The 14,316-nt window shown below is 74.0% G+C and carries 14 protein-coding genes; 5 read left to right on the top strand and 9 right to left on the bottom strand.

The features are described 5' to 3' along the window. Positions 1-41: 41 nt before the first annotated feature. The gene (sigB, locus tag ABZ573_RS09085; RefSeq protein WP_151452469.1) at positions 42-1,046 is read right to left on the bottom strand and encodes an RNA polymerase sigma factor SigB; all 1,005 of its coding nucleotides are present in this window, start codon (positions 1,044-1,046) and stop codon (positions 42-44) included. 270 nt (positions 1,047-1,316) lie between these two features. Here sigB and ABZ573_RS09080 point away from each other — a divergent pair, with 270 nt between their 5' ends. After that, positions 1,317-2,105 (top strand): sporulation protein, encoded by a 789-nt coding sequence (locus ABZ573_RS09080; protein WP_151452470.1) that lies wholly within the window; start codon positions 1,317-1,319, stop codon positions 2,103-2,105. Positions 2,106-2,156: 51 nt separating this feature from the next. Here ABZ573_RS09080 and ABZ573_RS09075 read toward each other — a convergent pair whose 3' ends face one another. The 4 genes from ABZ573_RS09075 to ABZ573_RS09060 all read right to left on the bottom strand — a co-directional run bounded on the left by ABZ573_RS09075 (position 2,157) and on the right by ABZ573_RS09060 (position 8,997). Next, positions 2,157-3,143: a helix-turn-helix domain-containing protein gene (locus tag ABZ573_RS09075; protein WP_151452436.1), complete on the bottom strand. Its 987-nt coding sequence runs from the start codon at positions 3,141-3,143 to the stop codon at positions 2,157-2,159. A gap of 137 nt (positions 3,144-3,280) precedes the next feature. Further along, positions 3,281-6,979 carry a S8 family serine peptidase gene (locus ABZ573_RS09070; protein ID WP_358116964.1) on the bottom strand — a complete coding sequence of 1,233 codons (3,699 nt, stop codon included), beginning with the start codon at positions 6,977-6,979 and terminating at the stop codon, positions 3,281-3,283. A gap of 111 nt (positions 6,980-7,090) precedes the next feature. Further along, positions 7,091-7,513 (bottom strand): D-aminoacyl-tRNA deacylase, encoded by a 423-nt coding sequence (gene dtd / locus ABZ573_RS09065; protein ID WP_151452438.1) that lies wholly within the window; start codon positions 7,511-7,513, stop codon positions 7,091-7,093. Then, complete coding sequence (locus tag ABZ573_RS09060; protein WP_327030878.1) at positions 7,513-8,997, bottom strand: methyltransferase; 1,485 nt, start codon at positions 8,995-8,997, stop codon at positions 7,513-7,515. Before ABZ573_RS09060 ends, dtd begins: the two co-directional genes overlap by 1 nt. Before the next feature lie 178 nt (positions 8,998-9,175). Between ABZ573_RS09060 and ABZ573_RS09055 the strand changes: the two genes are divergently transcribed. Beyond that, positions 9,176-9,757: an HhH-GPD-type base excision DNA repair protein gene (locus ABZ573_RS09055; RefSeq protein WP_327030879.1), complete on the top strand. Its 582-nt coding sequence runs from the start codon at positions 9,176-9,178 to the stop codon at positions 9,755-9,757. Between the two features lie 56 nt (positions 9,758-9,813). After that, positions 9,814-11,052 (top strand): low temperature requirement protein A, encoded by a 1,239-nt coding sequence (locus ABZ573_RS09050; protein WP_151452440.1) that lies wholly within the window; start codon positions 9,814-9,816, stop codon positions 11,050-11,052. Positions 11,053-11,061: 9 nt separating this feature from the next. Here the strand turns inward: ABZ573_RS09050 and ABZ573_RS09045 are convergent, their stop codons facing one another. Together ABZ573_RS09045 and ABZ573_RS09040 are read right to left on the bottom strand one after the other, a co-directional pair. Beyond that, complete coding sequence (locus ABZ573_RS09045; RefSeq protein WP_132233013.1) at positions 11,062-11,373, bottom strand: hypothetical protein; 312 nt, start codon at positions 11,371-11,373, stop codon at positions 11,062-11,064. 13 nt (positions 11,374-11,386) lie between these two features. After that, complete coding sequence (locus ABZ573_RS09040; RefSeq protein WP_225851882.1) at positions 11,387-11,674, bottom strand: hypothetical protein; 288 nt, start codon at positions 11,672-11,674, stop codon at positions 11,387-11,389. Positions 11,675-11,780: 106 nt separating this feature from the next. Between ABZ573_RS09040 and ABZ573_RS09035 the strand changes: the two genes are divergently transcribed. Next, positions 11,781-12,137: a DUF3099 domain-containing protein gene (locus ABZ573_RS09035; protein WP_151452442.1), complete on the top strand. Its 357-nt coding sequence runs from the start codon at positions 11,781-11,783 to the stop codon at positions 12,135-12,137. A 24-nt stretch (positions 12,138-12,161) separates the two neighbouring features. Here the strand turns inward: ABZ573_RS09035 and ABZ573_RS09030 are convergent, their stop codons facing one another. Together ABZ573_RS09030 and ABZ573_RS09025 are read right to left on the bottom strand one after the other, a co-directional pair. Then, positions 12,162-13,058 (bottom strand): PfkB family carbohydrate kinase, encoded by an 897-nt coding sequence (locus ABZ573_RS09030; RefSeq protein WP_132233019.1) that lies wholly within the window; start codon positions 13,056-13,058, stop codon positions 12,162-12,164. Further along, positions 13,055-13,984, bottom strand: coding sequence for a pseudouridine-5'-phosphate glycosidase (locus tag ABZ573_RS09025; protein WP_358116959.1), 930 nt, complete (start codon positions 13,982-13,984; stop codon positions 13,055-13,057). Before ABZ573_RS09025 ends, ABZ573_RS09030 begins: the two co-directional genes overlap by 4 nt. An 87-nt stretch (positions 13,985-14,071) precedes the next feature. Here ABZ573_RS09025 and ABZ573_RS09020 point away from each other — a divergent pair, with 87 nt between their 5' ends. Further along, positions 14,072-14,290 carry a DUF3039 domain-containing protein gene (locus ABZ573_RS09020; RefSeq protein ID WP_089001394.1) on the top strand — a complete coding sequence of 73 codons (219 nt, stop codon included), beginning with the start codon at positions 14,072-14,074 and terminating at the stop codon, positions 14,288-14,290. The last annotated feature ends 26 nt before the right edge of the window (positions 14,291-14,316 follow it).

The raw sequence follows: 14,316 nt of genomic DNA, 5'->3' as shown, positions 1-14,316 counted from the left end.
GCCCCGGCGAACCGCCGGGGCCTCGCGTGGTCCAGGAAACGTCAGCAGGCGTACGCCTCCAGGCGCTGCGCCCGCTCCGGGTCACGCAGCTTCAGCAGGGTCACCTTCTCGATCTGCCGGATCCGCTCCCGGGACAGGCCGAACTCCCGGCCGACCTCGTCGAGGGTGCGCTGCCGGCCGTCGTCGAGGCCGAAGCGGAGCCGGATCACGGCCTGCTCCCGCTGCGACAGGGTGGACAGCACGATGCTGACCTCGTTGCGCAGCTCGCCCTGCGCGGCGGCGTCGCCCGGCTCGGCGCTCGGGTCGACGGCGGCGACGAAGTCGCCGAGCGCGCTCTCGCCGTCCTCACCGACCGCCTGGTCGAGGCTCACCGGCTCCCGGTCGTACGAGATCAGCTCGATGACCTGGAACTCCGGGATGTCCATGGCCCGGGCGACCTCGGCGACGGTGGGCTCGCGGCCCAGCGAGACGGAGAGCTCGCGGCGGGCCCGGACCATGCGGTTGACCTGCTCGACCATGTGCACCGGGATGCGGATCGTGCGGGCCTGGTCGGCCATGGCCCGGGTGATCGCCTGCCGGATCCACCAGGTGGCGTACGTGGAGAACTTGTAGCCCTTGGCGTAGTCGAACTTCTCGACCGCGCGGATCAGGCCGAGGTTGCCCTCCTGGATCAGGTCGAGGAACGCCATGCCGCGACCGGTGTACCGCTTGGCGATGCTGACCACCAGGCGCAGGTTCGCCTCCAGCAGGTGGTCCTTCGCGGCGCGGCCCTGCGCGACGATCAGCCCCAGGTCGGCCCGCAACTCCGCCGAGACGGGGGTGCAGGTCGCGAGTTTCTCCTCGGCGAACAGCCCGGCCTCGATCCGCTTGGCGAGGTCGACCTCCTGGGCGGCGGTCAGCAACTTCGTCCGGCCGATCCCGTTCAGGTATGCCCGGACCAGGTCCGTGGAGACGCCGCGCTCGTCGGTGGCGTCGAGGTCGGTCAGGGTGTCGGTGGCGCTCGCGGCCTCGGTGGTGCCGGCAGGGCGCGTCCGGTGCTCCGTCATCTGCAGGGCCATCTCAGTTTCTCCCCGTGTCCACGTCTGTGCCGTTGGATCCGGCCCAGTGGTGCCGGTGTGACACACAGCTTGGCGGGCGGGGCGTGAAACGGGAGTGAGGCGATCGGGGAACCGACACGAATTCCGTCGATGCCCTGCTCAGCGTGGGCGGCTCGTCGCCGAGCGCTGGTTGCCGCCGGCGGTTACCGTGCCAGCGGTCGGCCCGCACGGCCGGCCCGCCGGCGACGTCGGCGTACCGAACAGGTTGTGGAGGGTGTCGTGGTCTTCAAGCGGCTCATGCAGGCGATGGGTGTGGGTGGCCCGTCCGTGGAAACCGTGCTGACGAATCCGAACTGCCGCCCCGGCGGCCAGCTGGAGGGCGTCATCCACGTGGCTGGCGGCGACCACCTCGTCGACGTGTCGTACGTCGCCCTGGGCCTGGTCACCCGGGTCGAGGTCGAGAGCGGCGACAACGACTACGAGACCACGCAGGAGTTCCACCGGCAGGCCGCGACCGGCGCCTTCCGGCTCGCCCCGGGGCAGCGCCACGACATCCCGTTCCGCTTCGCCGTGCCGTGGGAGACGCCGCTCACCGAGCTGTACGGGCAGCACCTGCACGGCATGACGATGGGGCTGCGTACGGAGCTGGAGGTGGCCCGCGCGGTGGACAAGGGCGACCTGGACGCGGTGGCGGTGCACCCGCTGCCGTCCCAGCAGAAGATCCTGGAGGCGTTCCTGCGGCTGGGCTTCCGGTTCGCCCGGGCCGACGTGGAGCGGGGCCACATCTACGGCGTACGGCAGACCCTGCCCTTCTACCAGGAGATCGAGTTCTACCCGGCGCCGCAGTACGCCGGGGCGATCAACCAGCTGGAGGTCACCCTCGTCACCGACCCGCAGCAGATCCAGGTGGTGCTGGAGCTGGACAAGCGCGGCGGTCTGTTCACCGAGGGCCGGGACGCCTTCGGCCGCTTCACCGTCGACCACGCCACCGCCGAACGCACCGACTTCACCCCCCAGCTCGACGGCTGGATCCGTCAGTCGCTGCAACGCCGCGGCCTCTTCTCCTGACGCCACGGTGTGCGCCGGCCCTGCCACGGGCTCGCCGGGCCCGCGGCCCCGTCAGGCCCAGCCGTGCCGCGCGGCGTGCCAGCCGAGCTGCATCCGGGTCTGCACCCCCGCGAGGTCCATGAGGTGGCGCAGGCGCCGCTGGAGGGTCCGCAACGACAGGTCGAGCTGGGCGGCGACGACCGGGTCGGTGAGCCCGGCCAGCAGCAGCGCCATGATCTTCCGGTCGAGTTCGGTCGGGCCGTCGGCGGCCTGGCTGTCGGCGTCGTCGCCGGCGGGGGCGGTCAGCGCCGAGGAGTCGAGCGGGTGGGCGTGCCGCCAGACGATCTCGAACAGCGCGTCCATCGCCGCCAGCAGCCCGGTGCGGTGCAGCAGCACCGCGCCGGGCTCGCCGCCGGGCGTGGCGGTCAACGGCACCAGGGCCAGTTCCGCGTCGGCCAGGACCAGCTTGATCGGCAGGTGGTCGACCACCCGCACCTCGACGCCGTCGCGCAGCGACTCCAGCGTCTCGGTGACCACCCCCGGTTCGGCCAGTGTCGGCCGGTCGATCACGACGCGGAAGCGCACCCCCTGGCCGACCGCCGTCGACTCCACCGCGTTGGCGCCCGGCGGTACGGCGATGAACGGGGTGGTGACGAAGCTGCGCACCTGCGTGCGGGCGGCGTGCTGCACCTGCGCGAACCGGTGCCGGACGGCGTCGACGCCGCTGACCACCTCGATCAGCTCGTCGATGGTGCGCCCCGCGATCGACGAGCGGTACTCCTCGGCGAGCCTGACCAGCGCGAGTTCCGCGTTGTGCAGGGCGCCCCGCTGCTCGCTGATCAGCGCCCCGAGCGCGACGGCGGGCGGCGCCACCGAGAACTGCCCTTCCGGGCCGTGCTTCACCAGGCCGTACGCGGTCAGTTGCGAGAGCACCGCCTCGACCGCCGCGGCGGGCCTCCGCAGGGCGTCGCCCAACTCGGCCGGGCCGGACTGGCCCCGCCGGACCAGCAGGCCGTAGACCGCCTCGTCCTCGGGGCTCAGCCCCAACGCGCCCAGCATCGGTGGCTGCCTCCCTCTGCCCGCTGCGGCAGGCAGAGTATGGGACACCGGCACCGGTCCTGACCAGCCCGGGAAGGCCGACGGGTCGTCGGGAAGGGCCCCGGAACGCTGCGTGTCCCGGGGCCCCGCCAACCAGCTCACCGCAGGCCGTACGCCCGGATGAGTTCCTGCCGGATGCCGAAGCCGGCGTCCGTCTTGGCGCCGGCCCGCACCGACACGAAGCCACCCGGCTGCCTCGGCAGGGCGAGCGAGCCGGTCCAGCGGTCACCCGCGCCCTTGCTCAGGGTGACCTTCCGCCAGGTGGCGCCGTCGTCGTACGAGACGTCCAGCGTGACCGACGTGACCGTGCCGGTGCCGGTGCCGCCCGGCTGCGGCCCGGCCTTGACGCTGATCCGCTGGGTGGTGCCCGCCTTCACGTCGCCGCGCAGGTCGGTCTCCAGCGCGTAGTCGAGCTGGAGCAGCGCGAACGGGACGAAGTTGTCGGCGGTGTTCGAGCCGGAGACGAAGTCCCACTCGGTGTGCGTGCGGGTGGACAGCCGCCACCGGTCGGCCGGCCGCGAGGCGTCCAGCACCAGGCGGTACGGCAGCGTGCCGGCGGGCACCGGCGTCCACTGCAGGTCCGAGCTCCAGGTGTTCTCGTCCACCAGCTTGTCGCCCTGGTAGAGCTTGAGGTGGGTCGGCACCGAGCCCCACTCCAGGTTGCCGCCGTGCTCCAACACGTCGTCCGACGGGCTCCAGGCCTGCACGTTCAGGGTCATGTAGTCCCCGTAGCGGCTGTTGCGCACCCCGAACGCCCGGCTGAAGGCCGGTCGGACGGCCGGCGCGAACCAGTCCAGCCTGGTCGTGCTGCCCTTGGCGTACGTGTTGAGGTAGGCCGTGTCGGTCCAGCCGCCCTGGTCGTGCACCTCGTGCCAGACCACGTCGGGCGTGACCCACTCGGTGCGGGTGCCCGGGTGCGACTCGCTCTCCGGGAAGCCGAACGAGGGGCTGAAGACCATGTCGTAGCGGTAGCCGGAGCCGGGGGAGTCGACGGCCGCGTGGTAGCGGGCGTCAATCCGGCCCAGGTCCCGCTGCCGGGGGTGGTAGGCGAGCGACCGGTCCGGCACCTGTCCGGGCCAGACCCGGGCCAGGTCGTAGACGTAGCCGGCGTACGGGACCCGGGTGACGGTCAGCTTGCGCGGCCCGCCCCGGGTCGCGGCGATCAGCTGCTTGCCGGCGTCGCGGTGCACGGTGGCGACGGGGATGGCGGACTCGCCGACCCACTCGTTGAGGATGCCGGCGCCGTCGTTGACGACCAGCAGCAGCTTCGCCCCGGCGGCCGCCGCGGCGGCGGCCCGGGCGGTCGGGTCGACCGCGTCGCTGCGGGTCACCACCACGGCCCGGCCCTTGACGTCGAGACCGGCGTACGCCTCCGGAGCGCCGGTGCCCGCGTAGACGGGTCGCAGCGTCTCGGTGCCGGCGGTGATGGTGCTGCCCGGCTGGACCGTGGCGTCGACCGGGGACCGGCCGGGGATGCGCAGGCTCAGCATCGGCTCGCCCTTGCGCCACCGCGCCGCCATGGTGAACGACACCGTGCTGACCCGCTCGGTCGGCAGGACGTACAGGTCGTCGTAGCGGATCGGCAGCTGGTACGCCGCGCGGAAGTCGCTGCCGTCGGCGTACCCGACGGTGTAGTCCAGCTTGCGCTGCCGGTCCTCGGTCCGCTCCGGTGCGGCGGTGTCGAGCAGCCGTGCCCGGCGCGCGTCCAGCACCACCTCGGCGCCGCGGTCGAGCACTGTCTCCGGGTCCACCAGCAGGGCGAAGCCGAGCCGGTCGGACCGCTCGCCGGGAACGTCCAGCACGGCCTCCACCGTGTAGGTCCCCTTCGGCAGGCGCAGCGTCCGCTCGCCGGCGACCGGGTACTGCCCGGGGTTGGGCTCGCCGGCCCGGTTCACCACGACCGTCGCGCTGGCCGGCTTGCCGTCGCGGCCGACCAGCTTGACCTTCAGGTCGTACCGCTCGTTCTCCTTGAGCAGCCCCAGCGCGGTACGGGTGACCGCCGTGCCGGTGGCGGCGTCGGTGCCGACCAGGTAGCCGGTCAGCTCGCCGTGGGCGTCGCCGCGCGGGTCGCCGGTGACCGCGACGTCGGCGCTGCCGCCCGCCGGCACGGTCACCGTGGAGGCGCCCAGCGTGAACGGGCCGCCGCCGGTCAGGGCGAGGTCGAGGGTCACGGCGGCGGTGCCGGAGTTGGTGAAGGTGACCGACCGGGTGACCGGGGCGTCGGTCGGCTCGTGCGGCCAGTCGAAGGTGCCGAAGAACGCCGAGCCGGTGGCGCGTACGGTGCCGCGCACCGCCGCCGCCACGTCCAGCCGGCCGGTGCCGACCTGGTACGGCCGGTAGTCGTCGGACAACCCCTTGGCGCTGCTCATCAGCGCGTCCTTGAGCTGCTGCCCGGTCCAGTCGGGGTGCCGCTGGGCGAGGATCGCGGCGGCCCCGGCGACGTGCGGCGTGGCCATCGAGGTGCCGTCCATGCCCTGGTACGCGCCCTCACCGGCGGCCTGCTGCGAGCGGGCCGCGACGATCCCGACGCCGGGTGCGGCGAGGTCCGGCTTGAGCGCGCCGGTGCGGGCCAGCGGGCCGGTGCTGGAGAAGCCCGCCAGCGCGTCCTGCTTGTCGACCGCGCCGACCGTCAGCGCGCTCGGCGCGGTGCCGGGCGACCCGATGGTCTGCGGGCCGGAGTTGCCGGAGGCGACGACGAAGAGCGTGCCGTGCCGCGCGGAGAGCGTCTCCACGGCGGCGGTCATCGGGTCGGTGCCGTCGGTCAGCGAGCCGTCGCCGAGGCTCATGTTGACCACGTCGGCCCCGGACTCGGCCGCCCACTGCATGCCGGCGATGATCCAGGAGTCCAGGCCGTACCCGCCGTTGTCGAGCACCTTGCCGACGATCAGGTCCGCGCCCGGGGCGACGCCCCGGTTGCCGCCGCCGGAGGCCGCGCCGGTGCCGGCGATCGTCGAGGCGACGTGGGTGCCGTGCCCGTTGACGTCGGAGGTGTCCTCGCCCGGCACGAAGCTGACCTTGTCGTCGACCTGGTCGACCAGGTCGGGGTGGCTGGGGTCGACCCCGGTGTCGAGCACCGCGACCCGTACTCCGCTGCCGTCGTACCCGGCGGCCCACGCGGCGGGCGCGCCGACCTGGGGCACGCTCTCCTTCAGCGCCGCCGTCACCCGGCCGTCGAGCCAGAGCTTCGTGACCCCGCCGCCGAGGGCCCGGGCCGGTGCCGTCGCCGTGGCGGGCGCGAGGGTGGACCAGAGGGTGCGGGCCTGCTTCTTCTCGGTGGACAGCGCCGCGCCCTGGATGCTGGGCAGGTCGCGGACCAGCTTCGCGCCGCGCGGTGGCGCCGGCTTCGCCGTGCGGGCCTTCGCCGGGGTGTACGCCGCGATCAGCGGCAGCGTGGGGGTCTTCGCGTCGTCGTACCCCATCTCGATGAGGTCCGTGACGTTGAACAGCCGCCGGTCGAGCTTGTCGCTGTCCAGCAGCGGCAGGGCCTCGTCGGGCAGGACGTACAGGTCGTCGCCGCTTTGGCGGAAGCGCACGCCGCCGGTGGCGTCGTCGGGCCGGTCGACCTCGGCGGTGGCCTTGCCGTCGGCGGAGGTGGTCACCGTGACCACGTCGCCGGTGATCAGGGTGACCGTGTGGGTGTCCCGGGTGGCGGCGGGGGCGGCCGGCGACGGGCCGGCCGCCGTCGCCGGGGCCTGGATCGCGGCGAGGCCGGCCGCGACCATTCCGGTCGCCGCCGCGGCGGCGGTGAGCCGCCGTCTCGTGCGACCCCAGGTGAAGGGCTGTGAGGGGGATGACATGCGATGGTTCTACCGTCGTCGGCCGACCCCCGTGAACAGTTGGCGGCGGCGGTGTTGCGCCACGACGGGACTCCGCCACCGGGATCCGGCGCCGGCCGCCGGCCCGGCCGGTCAGATGTCGAGCAGCACCGTGCGGGGGCCGACGTTGACGCTCTCGACCAGCATGTGGGCGCGGAAGCGGCCGGTCTCCACCTTGGCGCCCCGGGTGCGCAGCGCCGTCACGACCTCCGTCACCAGGGGCTCCGCGACCTCGGCCGGTGCCGCCGCGGTCCAGCTCGGACGGCGACCCTTGCGGGCGTCGCCGTAGAGGGTGAACTGGCTGACCACCAGGACCGGCGCGCCGGTGTCCGCAGCGGACCGTTCCTCATCGAGGATTCGCAGCTCGTACACCTTGCGGGCCATGGTCCGGGCGGTCTCGACGGTGTCGGTGTGGGTCACCCCGAGCAGCACCAGCAGCCCGTCGTCGATCGCGCCGACCACCTCGCCGTCGACCGTCACGGCGGCCCGGCCGACGGTCTGCACCACGGCCCGCATCAGTCGGTGACCGGCTCGATGAAGCCGCGCTCGACGAGGTGCGCGACGATCGGCCCGGCCGCCTCGGCCAGCTCCCCGGGGGTGACGTCGTGTGCGGCGGCGAGCAGGGCGAGCTGGTCGCGCAACGCCAGCCGCCCGTCGGCCCCGCCGACCAGGGCCAGGACGAGCGGGTCGATCTCCTCGGTCCAGCGCAGGCCGTGCGGCATGGCCAGCACCTGCCGGTCCACCGCCCAGCCCTCGTCGCCCATGGTGGCCTCCTGCCGCAGCTGGAGGCCCTCGGCGGCCCGGAAGCGGGCGGCGAGCAGCCCGTCGGTGTCGCGGGCGCGCAGCCAGTCCTGGCGGTCGAACCACGTGTCGACCCGGTCGCCGAGCGGCGCCTCCACCCGCTGGCGCAGGTCCTCCACCCGCACGATCGGGTCGTCGTGGCCCGAGCGGCGCAGCGAGACGATGCCGAAGCCGACCGCCTCCACCTTGTGCGCGTCGAACCAGTCCAGCCAGTCCGCCATCCGGCGCGGGTCGGCCGCCTCGCCGACATCGGTGAGCCACAGGTTGACGTACGCCATCGGGTCGGCCACCTCACGCTGGATGACCCAGGCGTCCAGCCCCGTGCCGGCGAACCAGCCGGTCACCCGCTCGCCCCAGTCCTCCCCGGCGACGTGCACCCAGTTGGCCAGGTACTGCATGGTGCCGCCCTCGGTGAGCAGGCCCGGCGCGGCGGCGGCCAGTTCCGCGCCGATCGCGTCGCCGACCCGCCCCGAGTCGCGGTAGACGTGCGTGGTGGTGCCGGGGCCCACCACGAACGGCGGGTTGCTCACCACCAGGTCGAAGCGCCGCCCGGCGACGGGGGCGACCATGTCACCGCGGAGGAGTTCCCAGTCCTGGCCGTTGAGCGCGGCGGTGGTGGCGGCGAAGCGCAGCGCCCGCGCCGACAGGTCGGTGGCGGTGACCCGCCGCGCGTGGCTGGCCAGGTGCAGGGCCTGCACGCCGGACCCGGTGCCCAGGTCCAGCGCGGCCTCGACGGGCCGGCGGACGGTCGCGCCGATCAGCGTCTGCGTCGCCCCGCCGATGCCGAGCACGTGCTCGGCGTGCAGCGGGCGGCCGGGCCGGGCACTGGCGGGCACGTCGGCGAGCACCCACCACTCGTCCCCGTACGGCTCCAGGTCCACGCCCATCCGCAGCCCGTCGCCGTGCCGCTCGACCAGGCCCCCGGCGAGCGCCTCGGCCAGCGACAGCGGCGCCAGCGCGGCGGCCACGGCGGCCTCCGGCTCGGTCTGCTCGCAGACGAACACCCGGATCAGGGTGCCGAGCGGGTCGCGGTCCTCGGTGGCGCGCAGCGCGGCCCGGAAGTCGTTGCGGGCCACCCCGCCGGTGGCCTGCGGGCCGAGCCGGGTGGCGATGCCGTTCGAGGTGAACCCGGCCCGCGTCAACGCGGTCCGTAGCGCCTCGACGCCGGCGGGGGAGAGCAACATGTCGTGTCCGTCCACGTCGCCATCCTGCCTGGTGCCCGGCAGCGGGGTCCGGCCACCCGGCGGATCAGAGCCGGGCCCCGGCCGCACGCAGCCGGGTCACCTGCGCTCCGGTGCTGGCCCGCAGGCCGACACGTGCCCTGCCAACTGCGGCCTACGCACCTCCGCCGGTCGCCGGTCAGGGCAGGATGGCGCCATGACGCTCGCACTGCCCATCGACCCCGAGGCCAACGAACTCGTCAACCGGGATCCGCTGGCCCTGTTGCTGGGGATGGTCCTCGACCAGCAGGTGCCGATGGAGAAGGCGTTCTCCTCGCCGTACGTGCTGGCGCAGCGCCTCGGGCGCGACCTGGACGCCCGGGAGTTGGCCGACCACGACCCGGAGGCGCTGGTCGCCCTGTTCGCCCGGCCACCGGCGCTGCACCGGTTCCCGAAGGCGATGGCGGCCCGGGTGCAGGAGGTGTGCCGGGCCCTCGTCGACCGGTACGACGGCGACGCCGCCGGGCTCTGGTCGGACGTGGGCGACGGCCGGGAGCTGCTGCGCCGGGTCGGTGAGCTGCCCGGCTTCGGCAGGCAGAAGGCGCAGATCTTCGTCGCGCTGCTCGGCAAGCGGTTCGGGGTCACGCCGAAGGACTGGCGGGAGGCGGCCGGCGACTACGGCGACCCGGACGCCCACCGGTCGGTGGCCGACGTCACCGACGCGGACTCGCTGCGCCGGGTGCGCGAGTACAAGCAGCAGATGAAGGCGGCGGCGAAGGCGAAGTCCACCGGGGGCTGACGCAACCGCGCCGTCGTGGCGGTCGTTGTAGCCAGGATGGCGACGACGGGCAGCCGATGACGGACGAACGCGGCGGGCGGTTGCTGCGGCCGGAGGACAGCTCGCCCCGGGCCACCTTCCTGGAGCTCTTCTTCGACCTGGTCTTCGTCTTCGCGCTGACCCGGGTCTCGCTGCGCCTGGTCGAGGGCACCGGAGGCTCCGGCGGGATGCTGCTGGCCGAGATCGGGCGCACGGGCGTGCTCTTCCTGGCCCTGTGGCTGCTCTGGTCGATCACCACCTGGGTCACCAGCCGGTACGAGCCGGAGCAGCCGGTGATCCAGTTCGTCGTGGTCGGGACGATGTTCGGCGCCATGGTGATGGCCGTGGCGTTGCCCCGGGCGTTCGAGGACCGGGCTGCCTCGTTCGTGTTGGCGTACCTGGCGGTGATGCTCGTCCGGCCTCTGATCATCGCCACGGCCCTGCGCCGCCATCCGCGCCGCACGGTCCCGCTGCGGCTCTTCGCCTGGGCCGCCGCGGGGGCCGTGCCGTGGCTGACCGGGGCGGTCGGGCCGGAGGAGCTGCGCCTGCCGCTCTGGGCGCTCGCCGTGGTCGTCGACTTCGCCGGCCTGCTGCTCGGCTGGCCGCTGCCCCGGCTGGGCCCGGCGCGCACCGCCGGCTGGCTGATCGCCGGTGAGCACCTGGCCGACCGGTACCAGCAGATCTTCCTCATCTCGCTGGGGGAGACCATCCTGGTCATCGGGCTGACGTACAGCGGCACGGAGTTCAGCGCCGACCGGGCCGGCGCCTTCGCGACCGCCTTCGCCACCACGGCGCTGCTCTGGCGGATCTACTTCCACCGGGCGGGGCACCTGCTCGCCGAGGCGCTGCGGGTGGCCCGGTCGCCCGGGCGGCTGGGCACCTCCGCCAGCAGCACCCATCTGGTCATCGTGGTCGGCGTGCTGAGCACCGCCGTCGGTTACGAACTGGTGATCGTGCACCCGCACGGCCGGACCGACCCGACCTGGCTGGTCTTCGTCGTCGGCGGCCCGGCGATCTTCCTGGCGGCCCGGGCCCGCTTCGAGTACGAGATATTCGGCCGGGTGTCCCGGTCCCGGGTGGCGGGCCTGCTGGTGTTGCTCCTGCTGGGCCCGGCGCTCACCCTGGTGTCACCGATGGTGGCCCTGGCGCTGGTCGCCGTGGTGTTGGCGGGGGTGGCGTCCGCCGACGCGCGGCGCAGCAGGGGCCGCCCGCCCGAGCCGGCCGCGTCGCCGCTCGGGCACGGCGGGACCGGTGGCGGCGAGTTTCCCGCGCCGTGACGGGGTGGGTCAGGCGGCGGTCGGCCGGGAGAGGGCGGCCAGCGCCCGCCGGACGTCGGCGAGGGAGACCGTGGCCGAGTCGTCCAGGTCGGCCAGGCCGGCCTCGATCCACTGCCGCATGAGCGTGGTGACCCCGATGCCGCGCGCGTCGGCGGCGGCGCGGACCTGCTCGTACGTCTCCAGCGGCAGGCGCACCGAGCGGCTGACCATGGGGGTGTCGGTGTCGGGGGTGGGAAGCTCCACCTGCTGGCTCCCGTCGATCAGCTCCGCGAGCCGGTCACCGCCGCTGTGGAACTGCTTGGTCGCGTCGTTACGGTTCATCGTCACCGCCTCCTCATCGGCGAGATCTCCGCACGGCCTCGTCGTAGCGTTTCGCCTCGACGTCGCTCAGCTCGCGGGCGGAGAGGATGTCCCAGTCGTTGTCGGTGCCGTCGGCCTCGGCGAGCAGCACGGCCAGCCGGCGCCCCCGGCGGGCGGCGGCGTAGACGACCATCACGTCGTCGCCGAGGTGTCGGATCACCCGGCGGGTGCTGTGCAGCGCCTCCCAGACTTCCCCGGGCGTGACGTCGTAGACCCTCAGGTTGGCCAACGCCTCGTCGGTGAAGCTGAACCTGCTGCCCACGGCGCGAGCGTACCACGCAGGTAACACGGGGCCGGGTCGAGCGATTTTCGCTGATCACGCGCCGCAGGTGACAGGATGGGGCGTAACCCCCTCGAGGAGGTCCGTGGTGAAGCGTCAGGCGTACCAGCCGATCCTGATCACCGACGCCTCGCGCAGCCAGGACGACCAGCTCACCAGCCGTCAGAAGCGTTACGTGCTGATGATGGGCATCCGGGTGGCCTGCGTGATCGTCGGTGCCGTCCTGGTCGGCGTGCAGGCCCCACTGCTCTGGCTCTGGCTGCCGATGGTGGCCCTGGGCATGGTGCTCATTCCGTGGCTGGCCGTGCTGCTGGCCAACGACCGCCCGCCCAAGGAGGAGCACCGGCTGGCCAACCGCTTCCAGCCGCGGCACCGGGACGAGACCCCGCCGATGAGCCTCACCGCCGAGGAACGTCCGCACAAGATCATCGACGTCGAGCCCTGATCCACCCCACCCTCCGGCCCGAGGTCAGGGGGAGGGGCGGGCGCCGATCTGGGAGACCGCGAGGGCACCGAGATCGCCGGCGCGGCCCAGCGCCACCGCCGGCTGCGCGCCGTCGAGCCAGGCGGCCAGCAGCCCGGCCGCGAACGCGTCCCCGGCCCCCGTGACGTCGACCACCGACACCCGGCGGGCCGGCGCCACCGCCACCGAGGCGTCCCGGTCCACCCAGACCGCCCCGGCCTCGCCCTGCTTGACGACGATCCGCCGGGCGGAGGCCGACAGCGCCCGCCCCTGCGCCGCCGGGTCCAGCCCGCCGGCCAGCACCGTCGCCTCGTCGGCGTTGACCAGGAGCAGGTCGACCCCGCGTACCCAGGACAGGAAGGCCGCCGCGCCGACCCGCCGCAGCGGGGCCGCAGAGGCCGCGTCGACACTGGTGGTGAGCCCGCGCTCGCGGGCGGCAGCCAACGCCCGCAGCCCCGCCGGTCGGGACTCGGCGTCCAGCAGGGTGTACCCGGACAGGTGCAGGTGCCGCGCGTCCGGCGTCGCCGTCAGGGCCGCGTCGACGTCCCCCGGGGTCAACCGCAGGTTCGCGCCCCGCTCGGTGATCATCGACCGCTCCCCGGCAGTGGCCAGCACGATGACCGTCCCGGTGGCGCGGTCCGGGCACACCCGCGTCGCGCAGTCGACCCCCGCCCGCTCCAGCTCGGCCACCCGGTCCCGCCCGGCGTCGTCGTCGCCGACGGCGCCGACCAGCGTGACAGGTACGCCCTGCGCGGCGAGCCAGGCCGCGGTGTTGGCGGCCTGCCCGCCGCCGCTGAACCGGATCGCCGCCGGCGTGTCCGACCCGGTGGCCACCGGCCCCGCCAGCACCGCCACCACGTCGGTGATCAGGTCACCGACGACGAGGACGCGGCCTGCGGTCATGCCCCGGCGCGGCGGGCGGCCGCGGCGACGGCGATCCGGGCCGCGAGGTCGGCGTTGCGCAGGATGATCCGGACGTTCACCGCCAGGCTCGCCCCCTCGGTCGCCGAGTGGAAGTGCGCGAGCAGGTAGGGCGTCACGGCCTTGCCGGTCACCCCGTCGCGCTCCAGCAGGGCCAGCCCGTCGGCGAGGGTCCGGTCGTGCAGCTCCGGGTCGAGCTGCTCGTCGGTCGGCAGCGGGTTGGCCACGATCAGGCCGCCGTGGTGTGCGCCGTGCTGCTCGCGGGCCGCCAGCACGTCCGCGACCTGCTCCGGGGAGTCCAGCGACCAGTCCAGGTCGAAGCCGCCGTCGGTGATGAAGAACCCGGGGAAACGCCGGGTCCGGAAGCCGACCACCCCGACGCCGAGGGTCTCCAGCCGCTCCAGGGTCGCGCCCACGTCGAGGATCGACTTGACCCCGGCGCAGACCACCGCGATCGGCGTACGGGCCAGGGTGACCAGGTCGGCGGACTCGTCGAAGGTCTGCGCCGCCTCCCGGTGCACCCCGCCGAGGCCGCCGGTGGCGAACACGCCGATCCCGGCGGCGTCGGCCACCGCGCTGGTCGCGGCCACGGTCGTGGCGCCGTCCGCGCCGGTCGCGGCGGCGACGGCGAGATCGCGTACGGAGAGCTTGGCGACCCCGTCGACGGTGGCGAGCCGGGTCAGCTCCGCGTCGTCCAGGCCCACCACCAGCCGCCCGCCGACCATGCCGATGGTCGCCGGGACCGCGCCCGCGTCCCGGACGGCCTGCTCGATCTCGCGGGCCACCCGCAGGTTGTCCGGCCGGGGCAGGCCGTGCGAGACGATGGTGCTCTCCAGGGCGACGACGGGACGCCCGTCGCGCAGGGCGTCGGCAACCTCGCTGCCGTAGCGGATGTGAAAGTCGGTCACGTCACCACCGTACGGCCCCCGTCCGGGCGACCTGAAGTGGACCGGAGCGGGGGTGACCTGCCAGACTTGACGGTCGGAGGTGCAGAAGTGAGCACAGAGGTTCTCGAGCGTCCGGAGCTGAAGGACGCCGACACCGGTCCCGAGATGTTCCACTACGTGCGCAAGGAGAAGATCGCCGAGAGCGCCGTCATGGGCACTTTCGTCGTCGCGCTGTGCGGGGAGACCTTCCCGGTCACCAAGGCCGCCAAGCCCGGCTCGCCGGTCTGCCCGAAGTGCAAGGAGATCTACGACTCCTGGGGCGAGTGAGCGTGGGCGACCCTCCCGGTCGCGCA

The organism is Micromonospora sp. NPDC007220, assembly GCF_040634035.1.
Classification (GTDB): Bacteria; Actinomycetota; Actinomycetes; order Mycobacteriales; family Micromonosporaceae; genus Micromonospora; species Micromonospora reichwaldensis.
Note: the sequence above shows the minus strand (reverse complement) of the source record. Positions and strands in the feature narration are given on the sequence as shown.

Coding starts and splice junctions, on each gene's coding strand:
- dtd (WP_151452438.1), bottom strand. CDS start 7,513: ATGCGGGCCGTGGTGCAGACCGTCGGCCGGGCCGCCGTGACGGTCGAC.
- ABZ573_RS09045 (WP_132233013.1), bottom strand. CDS start 11,373: ATGAACCGTAACGACGCGACCAAGCAGTTCCACAGCGGCGGTGACCGG.
- ABZ573_RS09075 (WP_151452436.1), bottom strand. CDS start 3,143: ATGCTGGGCGCGTTGGGGCTGAGCCCCGAGGACGAGGCGGTCTACGGC.
- ABZ573_RS09070 (WP_358116964.1), bottom strand. CDS start 6,979: ATGTCATCCCCCTCACAGCCCTTCACCTGGGGTCGCACGAGACGGCGG.
- ABZ573_RS09055 (WP_327030879.1), top strand. CDS start 9,176: ATGACGCTCGCACTGCCCATCGACCCCGAGGCCAACGAACTCGTCAAC.
- ABZ573_RS09030 (WP_132233019.1), bottom strand. CDS start 13,058: ATGACCGCAGGCCGCGTCCTCGTCGTCGGTGACCTGATCACCGACGTG.
- sigB (WP_151452469.1), bottom strand. CDS start 1,046: ATGACGGAGCACCGGACGCGCCCTGCCGGCACCACCGAGGCCGCGAGC.
- ABZ573_RS09050 (WP_151452440.1), top strand. CDS start 9,814: ATGACGGACGAACGCGGCGGGCGGTTGCTGCGGCCGGAGGACAGCTCG.